This window comes from Streptomyces sp. NPDC002785 (assembly GCF_040295565.1).
Lineage (GTDB): Bacteria > Actinomycetota > Actinomycetes > Streptomycetales > Streptomycetaceae > Streptomyces.
The window spans coordinates 1-19246 of record NZ_JBEOVN010000036.1; the positions used below are offsets into that span (position 1 = coordinate 1).

Sequence of the window (19246 nt, forward strand, 5' to 3'; positions counted from 1 at the left end):
GCGGCGTCATGCGGCTTCGATTGCAAGGCGGAGGAAGGAAGCGGATGGGGTCTCCCCTGGTCGAGCGAAGCCGAGAGCTCGGGGAAAGAGCGTCGTTGACTGACGACAACGCCACAAGCGGAGTCGCAGGGCGTCGGGAGCCCGCTCCCTGTCGTGGGGGAGGCCGTCAGCCCTCAGCAGAGCGGCTCGGCGTCCGCGGAGGCCGTGAGGAGGGCCAGGCAGCGTGCCGTGACTGTCCGATCGTCCTCAGTGATGTCGACGGCGTAGGCGATGGGGGCGCGGCCCGTGGTGCCCTTGGGAGGCGTGATCCGCCAGCGCGCCTCGTATGTGTCGTGCGCCCCGAGTATCCGGGGCGGCCGTCCGACGAGGGCGGCCTGCCACCCCGCGGGCAGCAGGGGCGGCCGTAAGGTGACGGCGAGGTCGCGTGCGGTGGCGTTTTCCATGGCGAGTCGGCCGCCGTCCGCCGGGTGCAGGCGTAGGGCGTCGGAGCTGCTCCAGCGGATGTTGAACTCGCGCAGGCGAAGCTGCTGCTCCTCGTCGTTGTCCTTGTCGAACGGGGAGCCGAGGCTGATGCGGACAGAGTCGACGGTGTCCGGGACGGGAATGTCGTAGCCGTACGTCTTATTGAAGTAGGCCCCTTGCTTCTGCCGGCGACTGTGCCCACTCGGGAACCGGACCGTGCGGGCGCCGACCTGGCCCTCCACGTCGACGCCCAGCGCGAACGTCGACTTGACGCTGTCCGGGTCGAAGTCCACCGACACCTCGCTCAGCGGCAGCGGCATCCCGAAGTCCATCCTCAGCCAGTTGTCCTTCTGCGGGGATCCCTTGACCGACCAGTAGCCCGCGTGGCCCGGCAGAGCGGCGGAGGGCGGATGTCCCGGCGCCGAGTGACTGGCGCTGAGCTTCGGCCAGTCCCGGGTGGCGGCCGCGGTGAGGTCGACCTGGCGGACCGAACCGGTCAGCGGATGCCGCCACTTGTCGTACGCCCCGGGCAGGCCGAAGAAAGCGGCCGGCGGCAGCACGCCCGTCTCCAGGAGAGCCAGAGCGAGCGGTATGACCAGGTACCCGGCGAGGTGGGTCAGCAGAAAGGTGTGGCGGGCGACGCGGTGCCGGGGGAAGCGGAACGTGGTGTTCTCTGGTGGGCGCACGGGCAACGGCACCATGCTCTCACCGGAGCCCGCGGTACCGGCCGTACCGGCAAGCCACCTCAGCGTCCCCGCGAGAGCCGAGGCCGGAATGCACCGCACCGGGATACTCGTGGCATCGAGCGCGCGCAGCAGATGTCCGCCGCCGGCCGCATCCAGGTGCGCGCGCACGGCGGCGTCGTCGCCCCGTACGGCTCGGGTGTACAGCAGCGCGAGACGGTGCGGACGTCGGCGCGCGGGCAGGGCGGTGAGGACGTGCAGGACCCGGGTGACGGCGTGCACGGCATCGCTGTGCGCCGCGGGGTCGTCCACCGCCAGGAGCAGTCCGTGGGACCGGCGCAGGACGTCCAGCGCGGCCACCGACTCCTGACTGCCGTACGCGTCACCAGGCGGGTCGTACCACAGGACGGCCGTCCCGTCGGTGCGCACGAGCGGCGGCTCGGTCCCGGGCATGGCGCCCAGCTCGGCCAGCCCCTGCCGGTGCACTCCGCCCCGCTGCGCGCCCGAGCCCCCGACGAGCACGACGACCCGCGCCCGTTCGTATCCGGCGGGCAGCGGCTTCCCGCAGTGCGGACAGCACGAGTCCAGGCGGCGCACACCGAGGACGGCGGGCAGGCGGGTGCCGCAGCGGCAGCGGTGGCAGAAGGCTCCGTACCGGTTGGGCACCAGCTGCCGGTGTCGGGCCCGGCACGTCGGGCATAGCCTGACCGGGCGGTGTATGGTCCGCCCACAGTCCGTGTACGGGCACTGCGCCGGCCCGCTGCGCAGCGCTCGCCCCGTTCGCGCCACCGCCGCCCACACCGCCCACCACAGGTTCCACAGTGCACAGCACAGCGCCCACGCCAGCAGCGCGAACAGAAGCGGAAGGATGCTGAGCGCGGTCGCGGTCAGCACGACGGCGACGGCCGTGAGCAGGAAAGCCGGGCGCAGCAAGAGCATCAGGCAGCCCCGCCCGCCGGTCCCGCCCTGCCGGCCGAGCGCGTCGCTCACCCGGCCGGCCATGAACCGCTCGGCGTCGCCCATCAGCCGTTCGTGCTGCTCGAGTCCGTCCCACCAGGTCGCTCGCAGGTCGCGCGCGGCGGTGACGCGGACGTAGGCGGGGATGGCCGGCTCGCCGTGCGGGTCGGGTGGGGTGTGTGCCGGCCGGCCGAAGGTCCGCCAGACGGTGTGCAGTTGTGTCCACACCAGCTTGGGCAGGGTGACGAAGACGCCGTAACCGACGGTCAGGACGACCATCAGCATGATCGCCAGGAGCAGAATCACGGGGTTCGCCACGGCTCACTCCTTCTCCCGGGCCGGCCCGCGTCGCCACAGCAGCCGTGGCGCCCGCTGCTGCTGCGGCTTCGGTTCCTCGGCCCGCACGAGTTCACGCAGGACTTCGTAGGTCTCCGTCTCCTCCCACAGCCCCTGCCGGAACAGCCGCAGGATCCGCAGCGCGGCCGGCCGCGGCTCCCCGGGGGCCCTGCGCAGCACGTGCAGTGCGGTGCGGGGGGTGGCAGCCAGCATGTCCGGTGTTTCGTCCACGAGGGAGAAGAGGGAGGCGCATGCCTGCGCGTCCAGGGCGGCGGTCCGCAATTCGGCGGAGGCTTCGAGGGCGGCGAGCAGCCCTGCGAGAACGGCCGGCCGGTATGGCTGCGGCAGCGGAGCGAGCGCGGCCCGTACGTCGCCGAGCGGTGCCGACCCGTCGGCGAGATGGCGCACGACGGCGTCCCTCAGGCGCTCGGGCGCCAGTCCCGCCTCCTTGGGCCGCAGTTCCGCAACGGCACGTGCGAAGCCGACGAGCCGGGAACCCTCCCCGCCCAGGGCCCCCGTATCGCCGTCCGGCGCGAGGAGCGCGCACCCGGCCCGCAGCCGCCGTACGCCCGCCTCGACGCCGTCTGCGGGGGCCGCGTCCCACAATTCCGCGACGGCGTCCAGGACTTCGAGGCGCATGCTCCCCAACGCGCCCGCGAGGAACCGTGCCGTCGGGCTCGGCTCCGAGCAGCCGTCCCCTGTCAGCCGGTCGAGGTGGAACACCGGACCCGGTGCCCGCTCCCCGGTCCCCGGCCGCGTCCCGGTCAGATGGCGATGGTCGTCCTCCGGCCGCGCGGTGTACGTCGTGAACGTCAGACGGGCGGCCAGGCCGGCGGGCAGGGTGTAGGAGACGGCGGCGATCCAGTCGACGACACGGTCCGAATCCGCGGAGACCAGGGTGGCACCGTGGCCCTCGCCGGCCAACGTCCGCAGGGCCGCGGTGAGCAGCCGCTCCAGGAGGCGGACGCCGGGGTCGCCGGTGTCGGCCAGCAAGCGGCCCGCGCGGTCGGGTCCGAGTGCGCTGCCGGGGACCAGTTGGGTGAGGTCGGGCAGGTCATGGCCGTCGTCGGGCGTCGGTGTCGGGGCCCAGTGAGGTGTGTCCCACAGTTCGACGGGGCGCAGACCGGCCAGTTCGTCGGGGGCGGCGTACAAGGCGTGGCAGAAGTGGTTGCCCCAGCGGCCCGTGTAGTCCTGGCCGGTGAAGCGGGTGCGGGTGAGTACGGCCGTGTCGTCGTCCGGTCGGTCATAGGCGAAGGCCACCGGGAAATGATCATGCCGGTGCGCGCCCGGAGGCCGCGCGTATCCCGTCAGCGGGCGCAGGACGTCGAGTGCGGGGCGGGCCGTCGGGGAGACGGCGGTGAAGCGGAAGCCGCCGTGGGGTGCGTCGGCCGAGGGCGGGGCGGACGTGTAGTGCGCCTGTCCTGCCATACGCGTCACCTCCGTCCCTTGTCGAGGAAACCGAAGCGGTGCAGCAGCCACATCATGGGGTCCTCCACCCGGTGCGGGCGTACGACGCCACCGAGTCCGAGGCCGCCGCCCTGCCGGGGCGAGGCACCCAGTGTGGAAAGCGCGAACAGCTGGTAGTCGGCGCAGAACTGGTGGAGCCGCGCGTCGAGTTGGTGTTCCTGCCAGCGCCGCAACAAGGCCTGCAGCTCGGCGTGGACAGCCGCTCGGTCGTCGGCGTCGAAGACGGGGCCGTGGCGGCGGGTGCGGTGCAGCGGGGAGTTGTCCGGAAGGTGCGGCCACAGGAGGTCGGCCTTGGTGAGGGCGACCGCGACCGGAACGGTCACCTTCCGGCCGCCGCCCAGGTGGCCCAGTACCCGGGCGAGTACTTCGCCCGACCGGCCCGGCACCCCGTCGCCGTCCTGCACGGGTGCGCCGGGCAGGTCCTGCGGGTCGACGAGGACGACGACGGCGTCGGCCGTGGCGAAGTAGCGCAGCTGGGTCTCCATGCGGTCACGTGAGGCGAAGTGCTCGCCGGCGGTGTCGAGGAAGACCAGGGTCAGCACCCGCTTGTGGGGGCGTCCGAAACGGCCCCGACAAGTGCGGCTGAGGCGGTGCACGAGGGGTCGGCCGGCGTCGTGCTCGGCGGTCTTGGGGACGGTGTGCTGCTCCGCGTACAGGTGGCGTTCGTACCGTTCTTGGTAGTCCGTCATCGTGCCGTCGTCGCAGGGGAGCAGCGCGGCATCGAGTTCGGCGCCGAGGCGGTGCAGCAGTTCGTGCACGAGGACGCCGATGTAGGTGCTCTTGCCGGAGCTGACCGGTCCGGCGAGCGCCACCAGCTTTCCGGGAGTGCGCAGATAGCCCTCTGGCAGCCGGCCTGCGCAGACGGTGCAGCGCAGCCGGGTGGTGGTGCGGCCGCAGGTGCCGCACACCGCCGAACCGGCCCGGGGGTCGGCGGACGCGAGGCGCCGGTCCTCGGCGCAGGCGGCGCCGCTCGCGCAGACGTACGCGATCTGCGCTCGGGAGATGCTCCGGAAGCAGTGCGGGCACACCCAGGTGCGGCGCCACGGCATTCTCACGTCCACTCCCCCTAGGTGACTTTCAGCGTGTGCTGCGGCGGGTCGCGCAGCACGAGCAGCCGGCCGACGGCGAAGCAGCGCAACCGGCCGCCCGGGCCGCGGGCCAGGGGCGCCGACAGCTTCACGTCCTGTCCCGGGCCGAGCGTCACGTCGGCAGCTTCTGCGAGGACGTCCCCGTCGGCGGGCTCCAGCGGCCAGACCGGGCCGCGCGACCGCACCAGCAGCAGCCGCTCGGCTCGTACGGTGGTGCGCGACGTGAACACGGCGGTGACCGTGCGGCGTCCGGGCAGGCCGTGCCGCTCCAGCCGATAGTCGACGTCGGCGCGCGGTGGCAGTACCGCCGTACTCGGCGGGCCGGATACGGGCAGCCCGCCGAGCAGGGCGATCGGCCGCACCTCGACTTCCACCCCGACACCGCCCGCGACGGGCAGCCATACGCCCGCCTCGTGCCGGTATGCGGCGCGGGTGACGACGCGCCGCTGTCCGCCCGCCTCGCCGGGGGTCCGCCAGGTGACCTCGACCTCGTTGCCGCTGTTCGGCGGCCAGTCGAAGACGACGGCCACGCCCGTGCCGCCGTGCCGGGTGAGCGTAGGGGTGCCGAGCGCCTGCACGGCGGCCGCGGCGTGTGCTCCTACGACGGCACGTTCCCCGGCGACCGTAACCGCCAGCACCAGGGTGGGCCGCCCCGGCGGCGCGAACCGCAGCCCTCCCGTGGCGGGTTCCGTCACGATCGGACGCCCGGGAAGCTCTGCCGTGTTCAGCCGGGTGCCGGCCGGCCACGGGGGCACGTCGTCGAAGCCGTACAAGCGCACCTCGCCGCCGGGCAGCGGAGCGAGGCGCGCCAGGAGGTAGCCGTCCACCAGGCGGATGTCCAGGTCGGTGACCGGCTCCGGCGGCGCGAGCGGCGTGGCGGTGCGCCGGACGCCCTCCGTGCGCACGGGCGGTCCGTCGTCGGTGCGGTGGACGACGCGGATGAGGTAGCGGTAGGCCGTGCCATTGGCGAGCCCGCCATCCGTGAAGCCGTCGCGGCGGGCGGTGACCCGCACTTCCTGGCCGTCCGGCGCGGTGCGGACGACCTCGACGGACTGGGCACGGTCCGGGCAGGTCCAGTCGGCGGTGATCCGACGGTCGCCGGCACGCAGGTGGGCGTCGGTGACCTCGGGCCAGTGCACGACGGGCCCGCGCACCGTGAGCGGCGAGGGCTCGCTGCCGGGTTCGGCGGCCCGGCGCACGGCGACCGCGTAGTACAGCGGGATGCAGGCGGGGGGCGAGCCGTCGACGTACGAGGTGGCGCGCGGCGACCCCAGCGGCAGCACCGTGCCGTCAGCCGCGCTGCGCGGCGGGCGCCGCTCGGTGCGCAGCAGTACGTACTCGGGCTCGCCCGCCGCGGACGGCGAGGGCCGCCATCGGACAGTGATGCCTGCGCCGTCCCGGGTCGCGGTGAGACCGGGCACCGGGCGGACCGCGAGGCCGCGGCGCACGGTGTCGATTCCCGGCAGATCGCGGACTGCCGCCTCCGCCTGTTCCAGCAGGTCCCAGGCCTGGTCCGCCTCGGCCGACGGCAGTCGGCGCGCGTGGTCCACCACGTCGCGTGCCTCGGTGAGCTTCCCGCGCACGTGCTCGGCCAGTGCGCGCACGTCCTCGGTGAGAGAGCCCGGCGGCACCCGGTCCGCCACGGCCGCCGCCTCGGCGAGCCGCCCGTCTGCGGCCAGGCTGCGCAGCCGCTCCGCCACCGGGTCCCCGGCAGCCTCGTGCAGCACCGCGAACACCAGTCGCTGCGCGTCGTCCTCAGCGACGGACAGCTCTCCCACCGCGTACGCAAGGAGCGTGGCCGGGGTCGCGCGGGCGGCACACCGCTTCCGCAGAGGCGGCGCCAGTTCATGGAGCAGGATCCGGGCGAGTCCCTCCGGGCCCTGCTCGGTCAGCACACCGCGTACGGCGGCGATCACGGCCTGGGCCGCGGTGTGCGCGGCGCCGTGCGGCAGCCGACCCCAGCGGCGGGCCACCGCATCGAGGACCGGCGGGGTGACCGGGTCCGCGTCGAAGACGCGCACGGGCTGCCCGGTCCGCCCGCCGGGCGTGCCCGTCGCGAGAAAGTCGCCGAGGTGCCGCAGCCCCAGCACCTCCAGGTGGCCGGCGTAGCGCGCATACGCGAGGTGCGGCACCGACCGCGACAGCGGGTCGGGATCGGCGATGCGCAACCCCAGGGCAGGCAGCAGGTCCCGTACCCGGTTCTCGCGGACCCGGTGGGCGGCGGCGATCTCCGCGACCGTGCTCTCGGCGAGCATGCCGAGCCCGCCCGTGGCCTCCTCCAGGGCCGCACGCAGCCGGGCCGGCTCGGATTCAGCGCGTCGGCCGTGAGCTTCGAGGGCCGCCCGCAGTCGTCCCGGGTCTCCGGCGGCGGCCGCGTCCAGCAGCGGCCGGTGGATGAGGTAGCCGGCCTCCAACTGCTCGATGACCGCACGGTACTTGAGCCGAGCCCGGCTGCGGCGCCAGCAGGCGCGGACCGCGGTGACCGCCTCGGTGACCGCGGGCCCGGCGAGGTGCTGCGGCAACTGGTAACGCGTGCGCAGGTCCTCGGTCACGGGCAGCCCGGCGTCGAGCACCTCGCGCCGGTAACGTAACTCGTCAAAGGCCACGGCCCAGCTCCCCCGTCCTGCCCTCGATCAGCCGATCCGCTGGCGGCTCATCGCGATCCGCGCCTCGTCGACCGCCTCCTGGGACAGCCCTCCGATCTGAATGAAGATCTCGATCTTCTCGCCGGTCTCCCGCTCGGTGGCGACGACGGTGAGGAGCCCGGAGGTGTCGAGCGTGAAGACGCACTGGAAGGGCCAGCGCGCGGGCTTGTTCAGCGGGATCTTCAATGTCCCTTGCGCGACCGTTGTGTTGTGCTCCAGCTCCTCCGACTCCACCGCGCCCGCCTGTTCCATCACCTGGATCCGGACCTGCCGCTGGTTGTCGCGGAGGGTGTGGAAGTCGTCGGTCACCGACGCCGGCAGAATATCGTTGGCGTGCACGAGGTGGGTGACGTACTCCCGGCCGGTGTCGATGTCCGTGACCTGGATGCCGTAACCGCGCGAGGCGACGGTGGAGATTTCGTACGGGCGGTGGGTGAGGCCGGTCTCCGGCACGTCCGGTGCTTGTTCGGCAGGGAGTTCACCGCTGGAGAGGATGGACGTGGCTCGGTCGAGGGCGAAGAGCGCGGCGCCGCGGGCCACCGCGAGGTCCGGGTTGTACAGCCTGGGCTCGAATCCGAACTGAGTGCGCAGGGCGGCGGCGACAGCGGGCATCTTGGTGGCGCCGCCGACGAGCAGCACATCGTCGAAGGACGACACGCCCCGCTCCTCTGCCAGTTCGACGGTGCGGCGGGTGATGTCGACGGTGCGGTCGAGCAGGTCGCGCGTCAGCTCCTCGATGAGCCCTCGGGTCAACTCCACCGGTTCGACCCTGCCCTGGTGCATGACGCGGACGGTGTAGCGCTCGCGGAAGGACAGCGCCTTCTTCGCCTCCTCGGCGTCCTTGCGCAGCTGCGTCTCGGACTGGGGATCCGACAGCGGGTCGTCGACGTCCGGGAAGCGCTCGCAAAACCGCTCCACCAAGTACACGACGATGCGGTCGTCGAAGTCGCTGCCGCCCAGCTCCTTCGCGCCGTCCGTGCACAGCACGGTCAGCTCGCGCCCGCGCAGGGTGAGCACGGTGGTGTCGAAGGTGCCGCCGCCGAGGTCGTACACGAGGATGGCCCGGTTCCCGCGCTCCTCGTCTCCCTCCAGGGCCCCGTAGTCGAGCGCGGCCGCGATGGGCTCGGCAACCACGTCGAGGACGCGCAGTCCGGCGATCTCGCCGGCCTTGCGGGTGGCGTCCCGCTCGGCGAGCCCGAAGTAGGCGGGCACGCTGATCACCACGTCGCGCGCCTCGTCGCCGCCGGCGGCCTTCGCGTCCTCGACGAGTTTGCGCAGGATGCGAGCGGAGATCTCCTCGGGTGTGTAGGCACGGCCGTGGAACTCGCGCGGCACCACATCGCCCATGTCCCGCTTGATGAGCTGCACGACGTGCTCAGGATCGAGGACGGTGGCGTCCTTGGCGCTCTGCCCCACGACGACGCTGTCGGCGCTCTCGAAGTACACGACGGACGGCGTGGTGTCCGCCCCTTCGAGGTTGCGCAGCACGGTCGGTCTGCCGACGTCGTCGATGCGTGCGACGCAGGAGTAGGTGGTCCCCAGGTCGATGCCGTATACGGCCATACGGTCTCCCGCCACCGGGACGGCCGCGTGTTACGCCCGCCCCGTCTGTTGTCTCGCAGTTGTCGTTGTAAGCCATGCCCTTCGCGCCCCGCTCGAAGGAGATCTTCATGGGGCATCCGGCTCCCACCGGGAAACCACGACGTCGGCCTTGCGCACGACCCGCTCCCCCTGAACGAACCCGGCCGCCACAACGCGCGCCACCGTCCGGTCCGTCTCAGGTCCTGCGGCGGGGGCGCGGCCCACCGGGCGCTGCAACGTCATGTCGAATGCTTCGCCGGGCCCAGGGACGTACCGCTCGAGGCCGGTCCTGGCCACGGTGTCCGCCGCCTCGTCGGCCAGCGCGGTCAGCAGGGCCCGCAGTTCGTCGACACCGAGCGGGCCGGTGACGTGCTCGGCCTGACGCAGGATCTGGTCGTGGAGCCGGATCAGAGAGTGGCGCACGAGGTCGAGCGCCACCTCGATCTCGCCTCGGCGCAGCCGCTCGATCTCGTCGTGCAGCCTGGTGACGATCCCCTCACGGCGCTCGGCAAGCTGTTGCTGACGAGCGAGTGCTGCAGTGAACTCGCTTGCCAGCGCGCAGGGTTCAATACATTCCGACACGTCGCTCACAGTAGACCAAAGGGGCAGGGCGCGTCAGCGGAGCGTGTCGCGATCATTTGCCGGGCCGGAGCAGCTTCGTTGCCCGGCTCGTGTCCGGCCCTCCCATGCACCACCATCCAGCCATGGAGGTCGTCAGCCACCGACATTGATGGAACCGTGAACGTCCCCCGTCTGGACGACAGTGCCCTGAGTGCCCCCGGAGATCACGTTGCGCACGTCGCCCGCGCCGCTCCGCATGCCCTCCAGGGCCTCGGCCTCCCGCCGCCAGGCTGCGAGCGCCTCGGCAAAGGCGGGGTCCTGCCGGGCGCGGAGAGCCAGCGCCTCGGCCAACTCCGTGGCACGGCCCGCACTGGCAGCCGCCTCGGCGAGGGCCGTCAACTCGCTCTCCTCGTACGGCTCTCCGTCCGACGGCCGTCGCCTGATCAGGTTTCGCAGGGATGTCCAGATCTGCTCCCCCGCTGCACCCGCAGTGCCTCCGGCAAGGGCCATGAGCAGTTCAGGTGCAATCGGGTCCACGACGCCCTCCACCGTCTCCAACACACAGGTCGTGGGTCGAGCGTAGGGCATGGTGACCCGCAGAGACCCCGGTCCGAAGGAGGGATCTCGCCGTCAAACGGATGTGAGCGGCAGAACCTCAGGAGACAGTGCGCCCGCGCGAGCGGATGCGGCAGTCATGCGGCGCGCCCCCCGCGCCGCGCCGCAACCCTCTGCTGCTACAAACGACTCCTCCGACTCGCCACATAGGACGTGGCCCAGAACTCAAGCCGAATTCGTACTACGAGGGAGATGCCACCGACGGCATCCCACTCGCTTGTCGGCGGCGATCGGTGCGCTCTCCGCCGAACCCACCGCCAGGGTTGAGATCAGGCCGGGGCACCACCGTGGCTGACATCCTGCGGCTCGCGCCCCGGGCCCAGCCGGTGGAGACCTGGCCGCCGCCACCGGCGCGCCCCGGCTGGCATACCGAGGCTGACACGGAGAGTGCGGCGGGCACAGTGCCCCCGCCGCCCATGAGCACCGCCGGCGAGGAGCACGGCCCGCCCACCGAACGCGACATCGCGGCACTGCGCACCCAGACGGCCCGGCAGATCTCCCACTGGAGCGCCGCGGTGGAAGGTCTCGCCCGGCCGGACAACTTCGCTTCGCCCGCCGCCTGGGCATCCCTGGAGAGCAGGCTCGGCCTGGCGCTGCGCACCGAACTGCAGCGCGCCATCGATCGAGTGCGCCCCAAGGCACGCTCACTCGCCGTCGCACTGGCCGCCGCGCACAGCGCGGACCAGGTGCAGGACGTACGCAGGGCCATGCTGGGACTGCGCCATGAGGTCCAACGCGTCGAGACGGTAGCGGACTTCTACGGCGATGCCGTCAACACTCGTACGGGAGAGCGGATCACAGCGCTGCTGAGGGCGTGCGACCTGCTCGTCGTGCGCACCATGGAGCCGGTCCTCGTACCTCTCGGACAGCCGGTACCACCCGTACTCTGCTACCTGGACCGGGGGTTGGGGGCCTCGATCCTGCGGGCCGGGGTGCGGCTGTGGGACCCGGCGGCAATCAGCCCGGTCGCCGCGGTCAAGATCACCCGTCACAATCTGCTGCGTCCCACCGCCCTCATCCACGAGACGGGCCACCAAGTCGCCTTCCAGCTCGGCTGGAACGAGGAGCTCGCCAGGGCGCTGCGCGCGGCCGCCGCACCCGCCGGCCGTGAGGTGGCCGACGCCTGGGCGGGCTGGGCGCAGGAGATTGCCGCGGACGCCCTCGCGTTCGCCCACACCGGGTTCGCGGCCCTGGCGGCGCTGCACGACGTGATCGCGGGCACGCCGGGCAGCGTCACCAACCTCCCGCCAGGCGACCCGCATCCGCCCGCGTATCTGCGGGTTCTGCTGGGCACGGCGCTGTGCCGCGACTGGTACGGCGCGGGCCCGTGGGACGAGATGGAGCTGGCCTGGCTGCGCTCCTACCCGCTGGACCAGGTGCCCGCGTACCGCCGCGAAGTGATGGAGGCTTCCCTGCCGGTGCTGCCCCAACTGGCCAGGGTCTGCCTGCGCGAGCCGGCCGCGGCGTTCAAGGGCCGCGCGCTCGCGTCCCTGGTCGACCCGGGGCGGGTCTCACCGCGCGAGCTCGAGGCCCTGGCCGACCGCGGCGGACCGGCGCTCTACACCTCGGACTACTGGATGGTCGCGGAGCCCCTGCGGATCCTCGCCCTGTCCTGTCTGCGCATGTCCTTGGGAGGGCCGGACACGGAGCGTACCCGCGCGAATTTCGAGAACTGGATGACGGCGCTCGGCAAGAGAGGCTGACCGATGACGAGCAAGGACGCACAGGGCAAGGACGTACCGACCCAGAGCACTTCGGCCGACTACGCACCCCGGCCGTCCGGCGGCTCGCCGCGGCTCGCCGGCGGCTGGACACAAGAGCAGGCCCGGGGCCTGGTCGCCGTGCTGGAACGGCTGCCGCGACGGCTGGCCCGGCAGGAGCTGCTCGACGAAGAGAAGCACCACACACGGGAGTTCGACAGGTTCTACGCCGCCATGCAGGGCGCCGCGGATGAGATGAACGGGCGTACCGGTACGCCGGACAACCCGGCCGTCACCGCCTTCTGGTCCGAGGAGCGCTCTGGCGGTCAGCTGGAACAGTGCGCCCGTCCGCGATCTGCGCGCCACGGCGAGCACCGCCCAGGAGCGGCTGCGGCGCATCGGGGACCGGGTCAGGCTCAACGCCCACCAGGACGTACGGTCCTTCCTCGCCCTCGGCCCCGACATGTCCACGCTGCTGCGCTCCATCGAGCTGAACCTTCCGGCCGTGCAACAGCCGGAGGCGTTCTACACCCGGGGGTCGCAGCTGCGCCCCCTGATGGACCGCATCATCCACCACTGGTCGCATGTCACCGGGACCAACATCCGCTCCCGGGCGACCCGCCTCGACGCGGGGACGATCCGCGCGCTCAGCAACGCGAGCGCCATCACGAGCGCGCCCGCCTCGGTGGGCATCGGTGCCCGCGCGGCGTCCACGGAGACCGTGCGGGCCAACTGACGCCCGCCTCCTGCTCACCGTGCCCGGCCGATCCCCTCCGGCCGGGCACCGTGACCCCGCCCGTCCACCGTCTGCAGGCCCGTCCACCCGCCCAGACGTTCGTATGTTCGTGAAGGAGCACTCCGCACGGCCGAGCCCTTGTCCGCCGCCGCCCTCGTCAGGGCCCTGCGCACCGAGGGCGTCACCGTCGTCGAGATCGACGGCCGGCACACCAACAACCGCAACCACGTGGGCGCATGGGCGGCCCGTCAACGGCGTCGTGATCCACCACACCGCCGGGAGCGGTGCCGACGCCATGGTCCGCCTCTGCTTCCACAGCCGCTCCGATCTGCCGGGACCGCTATGCCTCGGCCTCATCGCCAAGGACGGCTCGGTCCACCTCGTCGGCAATGGCCGCACCAACCACGCCGGCGGGGCGTTCATGGCGGCGAGGTCGCATGTCCTCGGGGTTACCCCAGGGCCGTCCCAGCGCAGCTGCCGCCGCAAGCAGAGGTCAGGCGGAGGTGACCGGCAGTACATCAGGCGACAGCGCCGCCGCCCGCGCCACGGCGCTCGTCATCCGCCTGCAGTGATGACGACGGCACAACACCTCGTACCCGACCTCCCCCGCCAGCCGGCCCACATCCCCCACCATGACCTGCTCGCCCTCGATCACCATCTCCCCGTCCACCGTACGAGCGTTGTGAGTGGCCCGCGCACCACACCAGCACATCGCCTCGACCTGCAACGTCTCGACCCGGTCCGCCAGTTCGATCAACCGCTGCGAACCCGGGAACAACCTCGTGCGGAAGTCCGTAGTGATCCCGAACGCGAACACATCCAGCTCCAAGTCGTCCACGACGCGAGCGAGCTGGTCGATCTGCTCGGGGGCCAGGAACTGCGCCTCATCCGCGATCACGTAGTCCACCCGGTGACCCTGCGACATCTGGTCGACCAGATACCCATACAGATCCATACCCGGCGCCGCTTCGACCGCCTCCGTCACCAGGCCGAGGCGCGAGGACAGCTTCCCCTCCCCCGCCCGGTCGTCCCGCGTGAAAATCACACCCTGTAGGCCCCTCGCTGATCGGTTGTGACCGATCTGGAGCGCCAAAGTACTCTTCCCACAGTCCATCGTTCCCGAGAAAAACACCAATTCGGACATCAGGAGAGCGGGACCTTCCGGGTCGGACGAGGGCGGCGCACACCGTCGAGACGCGCAACAACAGCAACAGACGGCACAACCCCGACCACGACACCGCCAGGGCATGGCGAATACCCGAGCCAGTCGGTGCTCTTTCCGCAGTCCATCGTTCCGGAGAAGAACACAAGCTCGGACATGGGGGGCTGAGCACCTTTCGGGCGGGGTCAAGTGAGGCAGGGGAAATGGTGACGGGGAACGCTGGAGAGGGAAAACGCGGCTACGAGCGTACTTCGAGCAGCGGGACGAGTTGCTCGGCGGGGGTCATCGAACCATGCATGCCGACCATCGCGGACTCGTGCGGCTCATTGACCGAGGCAGTGATCACCACGTCGTCGCGGGCCGCCGCGACGACGTCGCCGATCCTGCCGTGGACGCGTTCGTCGATCTTCGGGCCGAACCAGCCGGCCGCGATCGCCTCGTCCCGGCTCGCCACCCAGAACTGCTCGCCGAGCACTTCCCGCCAGACGGTCAGCACATCGTTCTCGGCCCCCGGGACGGCGTACACATGACGGGCCCGGCCCTCGCCGCCGAGCAGGGCGACACCCGCGCGCAGCTCCCAGTCCTCGTCGAAGTCGATCCGGGACTGCTCGTCGAAGGGGATGTCGATCATGCCGTGGTCGGCGGTGATGTACAGCGCCGAGCGGGGCGGGAGCTGTTCGGCCAGCCGCCGGGCCAGGCCGTCCACGTACATCAGCTGTCCGCGCCAGGCGTCGGAGTCGACGCCGAAGCGGTGGCCCTTGCTGTCGACCTCGCTGTAGTACGTGTAGACGAGCGATCGGTCACCTGCGGCCAGCCGTTCGGCGGCGACGTCCATCCGCTCCTCACCGGACAGCCGGCCGAGGAACGAGCCCCCGCTGAGCGCGATCTTGGTGAGGGGGGTCTGCTCGAAGGCGGGGGCGGAGACCTGGGCGGTGCGCACACCGGCGGCGTCGGCGAGCTTGAAGACGGTGGGGTACGGCTGCCAGGCCTTCGGCGAGGTCCAGGGCTGCCAGCGGAGCTGGTTCATCAGCTCGCCGGTCTCCGGATTGCGCGCGGTGTAGCCGGGAAGGCCGTGCTCCCCCGGCGGAAGTCCGGTACCGACCGAGGCCAGTGAAGTCGCGGTGGTGGCCGGGAAGCCCGCCGTGATCGGACGGCCGGTGCCGCCGCGCGAGGTGGGCAGCAGGGAGTGCAGAAACGGTGCCTCGTCCGGGTGGACCTTGATCTGCTCCCAGCCGAGACCGTCGATCAGGAACACGCAGTTCCGATCGGCGGGGGTGAGTTCGGGGATCGCGGCGGTGAAGCCGGGTACGCCCTGTCCGGCGGCGAGTGTGGGCAGCAGATCGGAGAGCGACCCGCTGCCGTACTCGGGGACGGGGGCGGTGTCGACGGGGAGCAGAACGGGATCCTGCCAGGCCGGCTGGGCCATCAGCGGCCGGTCGCCGCGGTCGCGGCCGTGGCCTCGGAAAGCGCCTGGGCGAAGGCGAGGGTCTGGCGCACGGTGTCCGGGCCGTCCCCGGCCTCGCTGACCCGCAGGCTCAGATCGTCGGCGGTGGAGCTTCCGGTGTAGCCGTGGTCGGCCTCGCAGTTGGGGTCGCCGCAGGCGGCCAGCTCCAGGTCGATGCGGGAGACCGCGCCCCAGCCGATGGTGAGGACGACCTCGCGGGGCAGCGTGCCCGGTACGTACTTCTCGGGGTTGGCCACGACACGGCTGACCACGACCGACGAGATCCGGTCGAGCTTGACCGACTCCGTGGAGGTGGTGGCGTACGGCGTCGGGGAGCTGGTGTCCGCATTCTGCTCGTCGGTGTGGCTGACGATGAAACGGGTGTCCGTCAGGACCAGGACCGTGACGTGGCGGCGCACCTCGTTGGAGTCGAAGGTGGTCTCCTGGTGCACCAGGTACGAAGCGACCGGCTCACCGCCCACGGCGGCCTCCACCGCCTCGGCCACGAGGGCCGGGTAGTAGCCACTGCGCTCGATCGCCGCGCGCAGCCCCTGGGTCGTCGTACCGGTCTTTGCCATGAGGACCATCCTACGGGGGACGGACGACTGCCGGGGACGTTGTGCGGCAGGGTGGGCCGGGGCCGGAACAGTGAAGGGACCCGGTTTCGCGCCCGTCCGGCGATCGGGAACGAAACAGTGCGCTGCCGGTCAGTAGTTGGGGAGGCGGCGCGGGCCGAGGTCGGTGCGGGCCGGGGGCGGCGAGAGCCGGACGCTCGCGCCGAGGACGGTCAGCCCCTGGGTGGCGACCACGACCGGTTCCAGAGCGATGGAGACCACCTCGGGATGGTCGTCGACCAGCCGGGACACCCGCAGCAGCAGCTCTTCGAGCGCCGCGGTGTCCACGGGGGCCGCGCCACGCCAGCCGAACAGCACCGGGGCCGCCCGGATGGACCGGATCAGCTCGGCGGCGTCGCGGTCGGTGGCCGGAACGAGACGGTGGGCGGTGTCGCCGAGGAGTTCGGAGGGCGCGCCCGCGAGCCCGAAGGACAGGACGGCGCCCGCCGCCGGGTCGATCGCGGCCCGTACGACGGTGTCGACGCCGCGCGGAGCCATGGCCTGGACGACGGGCTGGAGCTCGGCGGGCTTGCCGAGCAGGTCGGTCAGTTCGCCGTACGCCCGGCGCAATGCGCCCTCGTTGGCGAGGTCCAGCCGGACACCGCCGAGATCGGCGCGGTGGCGCAGATGGGGCGCAGTGGTCTTGAGCGCCACGGGATAACCGAGCTGCGCCGCCGCGGCAACAGCGGCTTCCGGGTCGGCGGCCGGAAGCGTCGGTCGTACGGTGATGCCGTAGCGGCCCAGGAGTTCGCGCGCCTCGTCGTGTGCGAGCGGTCTGCCCCGCGGGTCGGGGTCGGGGCCGAGGAGGGCGTCGATCAGGTCGGCGGCGCCCGGCTCGTCGATGGTGTCGTCGAGGAACTCGGGCACCTTGCCGGGCACGGCCGCCTGCCGTCGCCACTGCGCGTACCTCACCGCTTCGGCCAGGGCACGCACGGCCCGCTCGGCGGCGGGGTAGGCGGGGATCCGGCCTATCCGGATGCCGGGGCCGCCGTCAGTGCCCGCACCGGTGGTGGCGGTACCGGCGCCGTCGTCGATGCCCGCGCCGGTGGCGGCGGTGGCTGTGCCGCGGCCCGTTCCGGGTGCCGAGGGGATGTGCGCAGGGTCGTGGCCGGTCGTAGTCGTAGGGGCGGCTCCGGCGCGCGAGGGCGTCGCGGCTGCGGAGGGCTCTGTCGAAGGACGCGGCAGCGCGACCGTGCTGGTGGCCGCGGCGAGGGCCTCCGCCAGACCGCCGATCTCCACATGGACGACGGCCACCGGCTTGGCGGGACCGGCCGCGGCTGCCGCGTGCAGCGCGGTCGCCAGCACCTCTCCGTCGCCCGGTTCCGCCTCGCCGTTCTCGCCCACCCATGGGATCGCCGTCACGACGACCGAGTCGCAGCCCTTGTCGGCCAGGGCCTCGGCCAGGGCGTCCCGGAAGTCCTGCGGGGTGGCGGCGGTGGTGAGGTCGCGGGGCGGGTGCGGGCGCAGCCCCTCGGCCAGGCAGGCGTCGTAGGTGAGCAGGCCGAGCGATTCGGAGTTGCCGAGGATCGCGACCCGCGGGCCCGCCGGGAGGGGCTGGCCTGCGAGGAGGAGACCCGCGTCCACCATCTCCGTCACGGTGTCGACGCGGATCACGCCCGCCTGCCGCATGAGCGCGGAGACCGTCGCGTCCGGGATCCGGCTGACCGGCACCGCATGGCCGGGCGGGGTGGAACCGCTGTGCCGTGCGCCCTTCACCACGACCACCGGCTTCACGGCCGCGGTGCGCCGCGCGAGGCGGGTGAACTTGCGGGGGTTGCCCAGCGATTCGAGGTACAGCAGGGCGACATCGGTGTCCGGGTCCTCGTACCAGTACTGCAGGAAGTCGTTGCCCGAGATGTCGGCGCGGTTGCCGGCGGAGATGAAGGTGGAGAGGCCTGCGCCGCGCCGGTAGAGCCCGGAGAGCAGCGCGATGCCGATCGCTCCGGACTGGGTGAAGAGGCCGATGCGTCCGGGCGCGGGCGGCTCGGGGGCGAGGGAGGCGTTCAGCCGGACTGCTTCGGCGTTGTTGATCACGCCGAAGGCATTCGGGCCGATGATCCGCATCCCGTACGAGCGGGCCTGACGGACCAGTTCACGCTGCCGCTCCCTGCCTTCGGCGCCCCATTCGGCGTATCCGGCGGAGAGTACGACCAGGCCCTGGACGCCGTGCTCACCGCAGTCGGCGACGGCCTCCGGAACTCGGTCGGCGGGGACGGCGACGACCGCGAGGTCGACCGGTTCGTCGATCTCGCCGATGGAACGGTGAGCGGGGACACCGTCGATCGTGCCCTGGTCGGCGGCGAAGGCGCGGTTCACGGCGTACGTACGGCCGGTGAAGCCGGCCCCGAGGAGGTTGCGCAGGACCGTGCGGCCGACCCCGCCGGGAGTGCGGCCCGCGCCGATGACGGCGACGGATCCGGGGGCGAGCAGCCGTTGCACGGAGCGCGCCTCGGCCCGCTGCTCACGGCCGCGCTGCACGGCGAGCGACTCGGCGGTCGGTTCGAGGTCCAGGGTGAGATGGACGGAGCCGTCCTCGAAGCTGCGCTGCTGGGTGTACCCGGCATCCCGGAACACCTTGATCATCTTGTTGTTGGCGGGCAGCACCTCGGCCGCGAAGCGGCGGATGCCGCGCTCGCGGGCGACGGCCGCGATGTGTTCGAGGAGCGCCGATGCCACGCCCCGGCCCTGATGCGCGTCCTGGACCAGGAAGGCGACCTCGGCCTCGTCGGCGGGTGCGGAGGCCGGCCTGCCCCGCTCGTCGATCCGGTCGTAGCGGACGGTCGCGATGAACTCGCCGCCGACTGTGACCGCGAGCCCCACCCGGTCGACGTAGTCGTGATGGGTGAAGCGGTGCACGTCCCTGTCGGACAGACGGGGGTACGGGGCGAAGAAGCGGTAGTACTTCGACTCGTCGGAGACCTGCTCGTAGAAGCTGACCAGCCGTTCGGCGTCGTCCGTGGTGATGGGCCTGATCCGGGCGGTTCCTCCGTCGCGGAGGACCACGTCCGCTTCCCAGTGGTCGGGGTACACGTGATGCGGACTCTGCTCCGGCGAGGGCTGCATGCGCAAAGACTACGGCTCCGTCAGCGGTCGCGTAGGCCTTGGGGCCGGGGCAGTCTGAGGGGGCCGATCGGCGGTGCAGCACGGGTTGTGGGCGTGCCGCCGATCGGCTGGAGCATCGCGCACCACATGAGA

At 72.2% G+C, this 19246-nt stretch carries 13 protein-coding genes; 2 read left to right on the plus strand and 11 right to left on the minus strand.

The window, feature by feature from the left end; translation table 11 throughout:
* Window positions 1–173: 173 nt before the first annotated feature.
* The 7 genes from ABTZ94_RS12045 to ABTZ94_RS12075 all read right to left on the minus strand — a co-directional run bounded on the left by ABTZ94_RS12045 (window position 174) and on the right by ABTZ94_RS12075 (window position 10317).
* Window positions 174–2420, minus strand: a complete 2247-nt coding sequence (locus ABTZ94_RS12045) for a hypothetical protein (RefSeq protein WP_351200095.1) — start codon at window positions 2418–2420, stop codon at window positions 174–176.
* A gap of 3 nt (window positions 2421–2423) precedes the next feature.
* Window positions 2424–3866 carry a GAP1-N2 domain-containing protein gene (locus ABTZ94_RS12050; RefSeq protein ID WP_351200097.1) on the minus strand — a complete coding sequence of 481 codons (1443 nt, stop codon included), beginning with the start codon at window positions 3864–3866 and terminating at the stop codon, window positions 2424–2426.
* 5 nt (window positions 3867–3871) lie between these two features.
* Entirely contained in the window at window positions 3872–4954 is a 1083-nt protein-coding gene (locus tag ABTZ94_RS12055) for a TRAFAC clade GTPase domain-containing protein (protein WP_351200147.1), read from the minus strand.
* A gap of 17 nt (window positions 4955–4971) precedes the next feature.
* Window positions 4972–7599 carry a hypothetical protein gene (locus tag ABTZ94_RS12060; protein WP_351200099.1) on the minus strand — a complete coding sequence of 876 codons (2628 nt, stop codon included), beginning with the start codon at window positions 7597–7599 and terminating at the stop codon, window positions 4972–4974.
* A 27-nt stretch (window positions 7600–7626) separates the two neighbouring features.
* Complete coding sequence (locus ABTZ94_RS12065) at window positions 7627–9201, minus strand: Hsp70 family protein (protein ID WP_351200101.1); 1575 nt, start codon at window positions 9199–9201, stop codon at window positions 7627–7629.
* 105 nt (window positions 9202–9306) lie between these two features.
* Window positions 9307–9801, minus strand: coding sequence for a nucleotide exchange factor GrpE (locus ABTZ94_RS12070; protein ID WP_351200103.1), 495 nt, complete (start codon window positions 9799–9801; stop codon window positions 9307–9309).
* A gap of 132 nt (window positions 9802–9933) precedes the next feature.
* A complete protein-coding gene (locus ABTZ94_RS12075) occupies window positions 9934–10317 on the minus strand; it encodes a hypothetical protein (protein ID WP_351200105.1) in 384 nt (127 codons plus the stop codon).
* A 365-nt stretch (window positions 10318–10682) separates the two neighbouring features.
* Here ABTZ94_RS12075 and ABTZ94_RS12080 point away from each other — a divergent pair, with 365 nt between their 5' ends.
* The gene (locus ABTZ94_RS12080; protein WP_351200107.1) at window positions 10683–12098 is read left to right on the plus strand and encodes a hypothetical protein; all 1416 of its coding nucleotides are present in this window, start codon (window positions 10683–10685) and stop codon (window positions 12096–12098) included.
* A gap of 460 nt (window positions 12099–12558) precedes the next feature.
* Window positions 12559–12831, plus strand: a complete 273-nt coding sequence (locus ABTZ94_RS12085; protein ID WP_351200109.1) for a hypothetical protein — start codon at window positions 12559–12561, stop codon at window positions 12829–12831.
* A 493-nt stretch (window positions 12832–13324) separates the two neighbouring features.
* Here ABTZ94_RS12085 and ABTZ94_RS12095 read toward each other — a convergent pair whose 3' ends face one another.
* The 4 genes from ABTZ94_RS12095 to ABTZ94_RS12110 form a co-directional block, all read right to left on the minus strand.
* The gene (locus tag ABTZ94_RS12095) at window positions 13325–13975 is read right to left on the minus strand and encodes a thymidine kinase (protein WP_351200111.1); all 651 of its coding nucleotides are present in this window, start codon (window positions 13973–13975) and stop codon (window positions 13325–13327) included.
* 256 nt (window positions 13976–14231) lie between these two features.
* A complete protein-coding gene (locus ABTZ94_RS12100; RefSeq protein ID WP_351200113.1) occupies window positions 14232–15419 on the minus strand; it encodes an alkaline phosphatase family protein in 1188 nt (395 codons plus the stop codon).
* Window positions 15419–16015, minus strand: a complete 597-nt coding sequence (locus ABTZ94_RS12105; protein ID WP_351200115.1) for a DUF5998 family protein — start codon at window positions 16013–16015, stop codon at window positions 15419–15421. Before ABTZ94_RS12105 ends, ABTZ94_RS12100 begins: the two co-directional genes overlap by 1 nt.
* A gap of 129 nt (window positions 16016–16144) precedes the next feature.
* Window positions 16145–19114, minus strand: coding sequence for a bifunctional acetate--CoA ligase family protein/GNAT family N-acetyltransferase (locus ABTZ94_RS12110; RefSeq protein ID WP_351200117.1), 2970 nt, complete (start codon window positions 19112–19114; stop codon window positions 16145–16147).
* Between the last annotated feature and the right edge of the window lie 132 nt (window positions 19115–19246).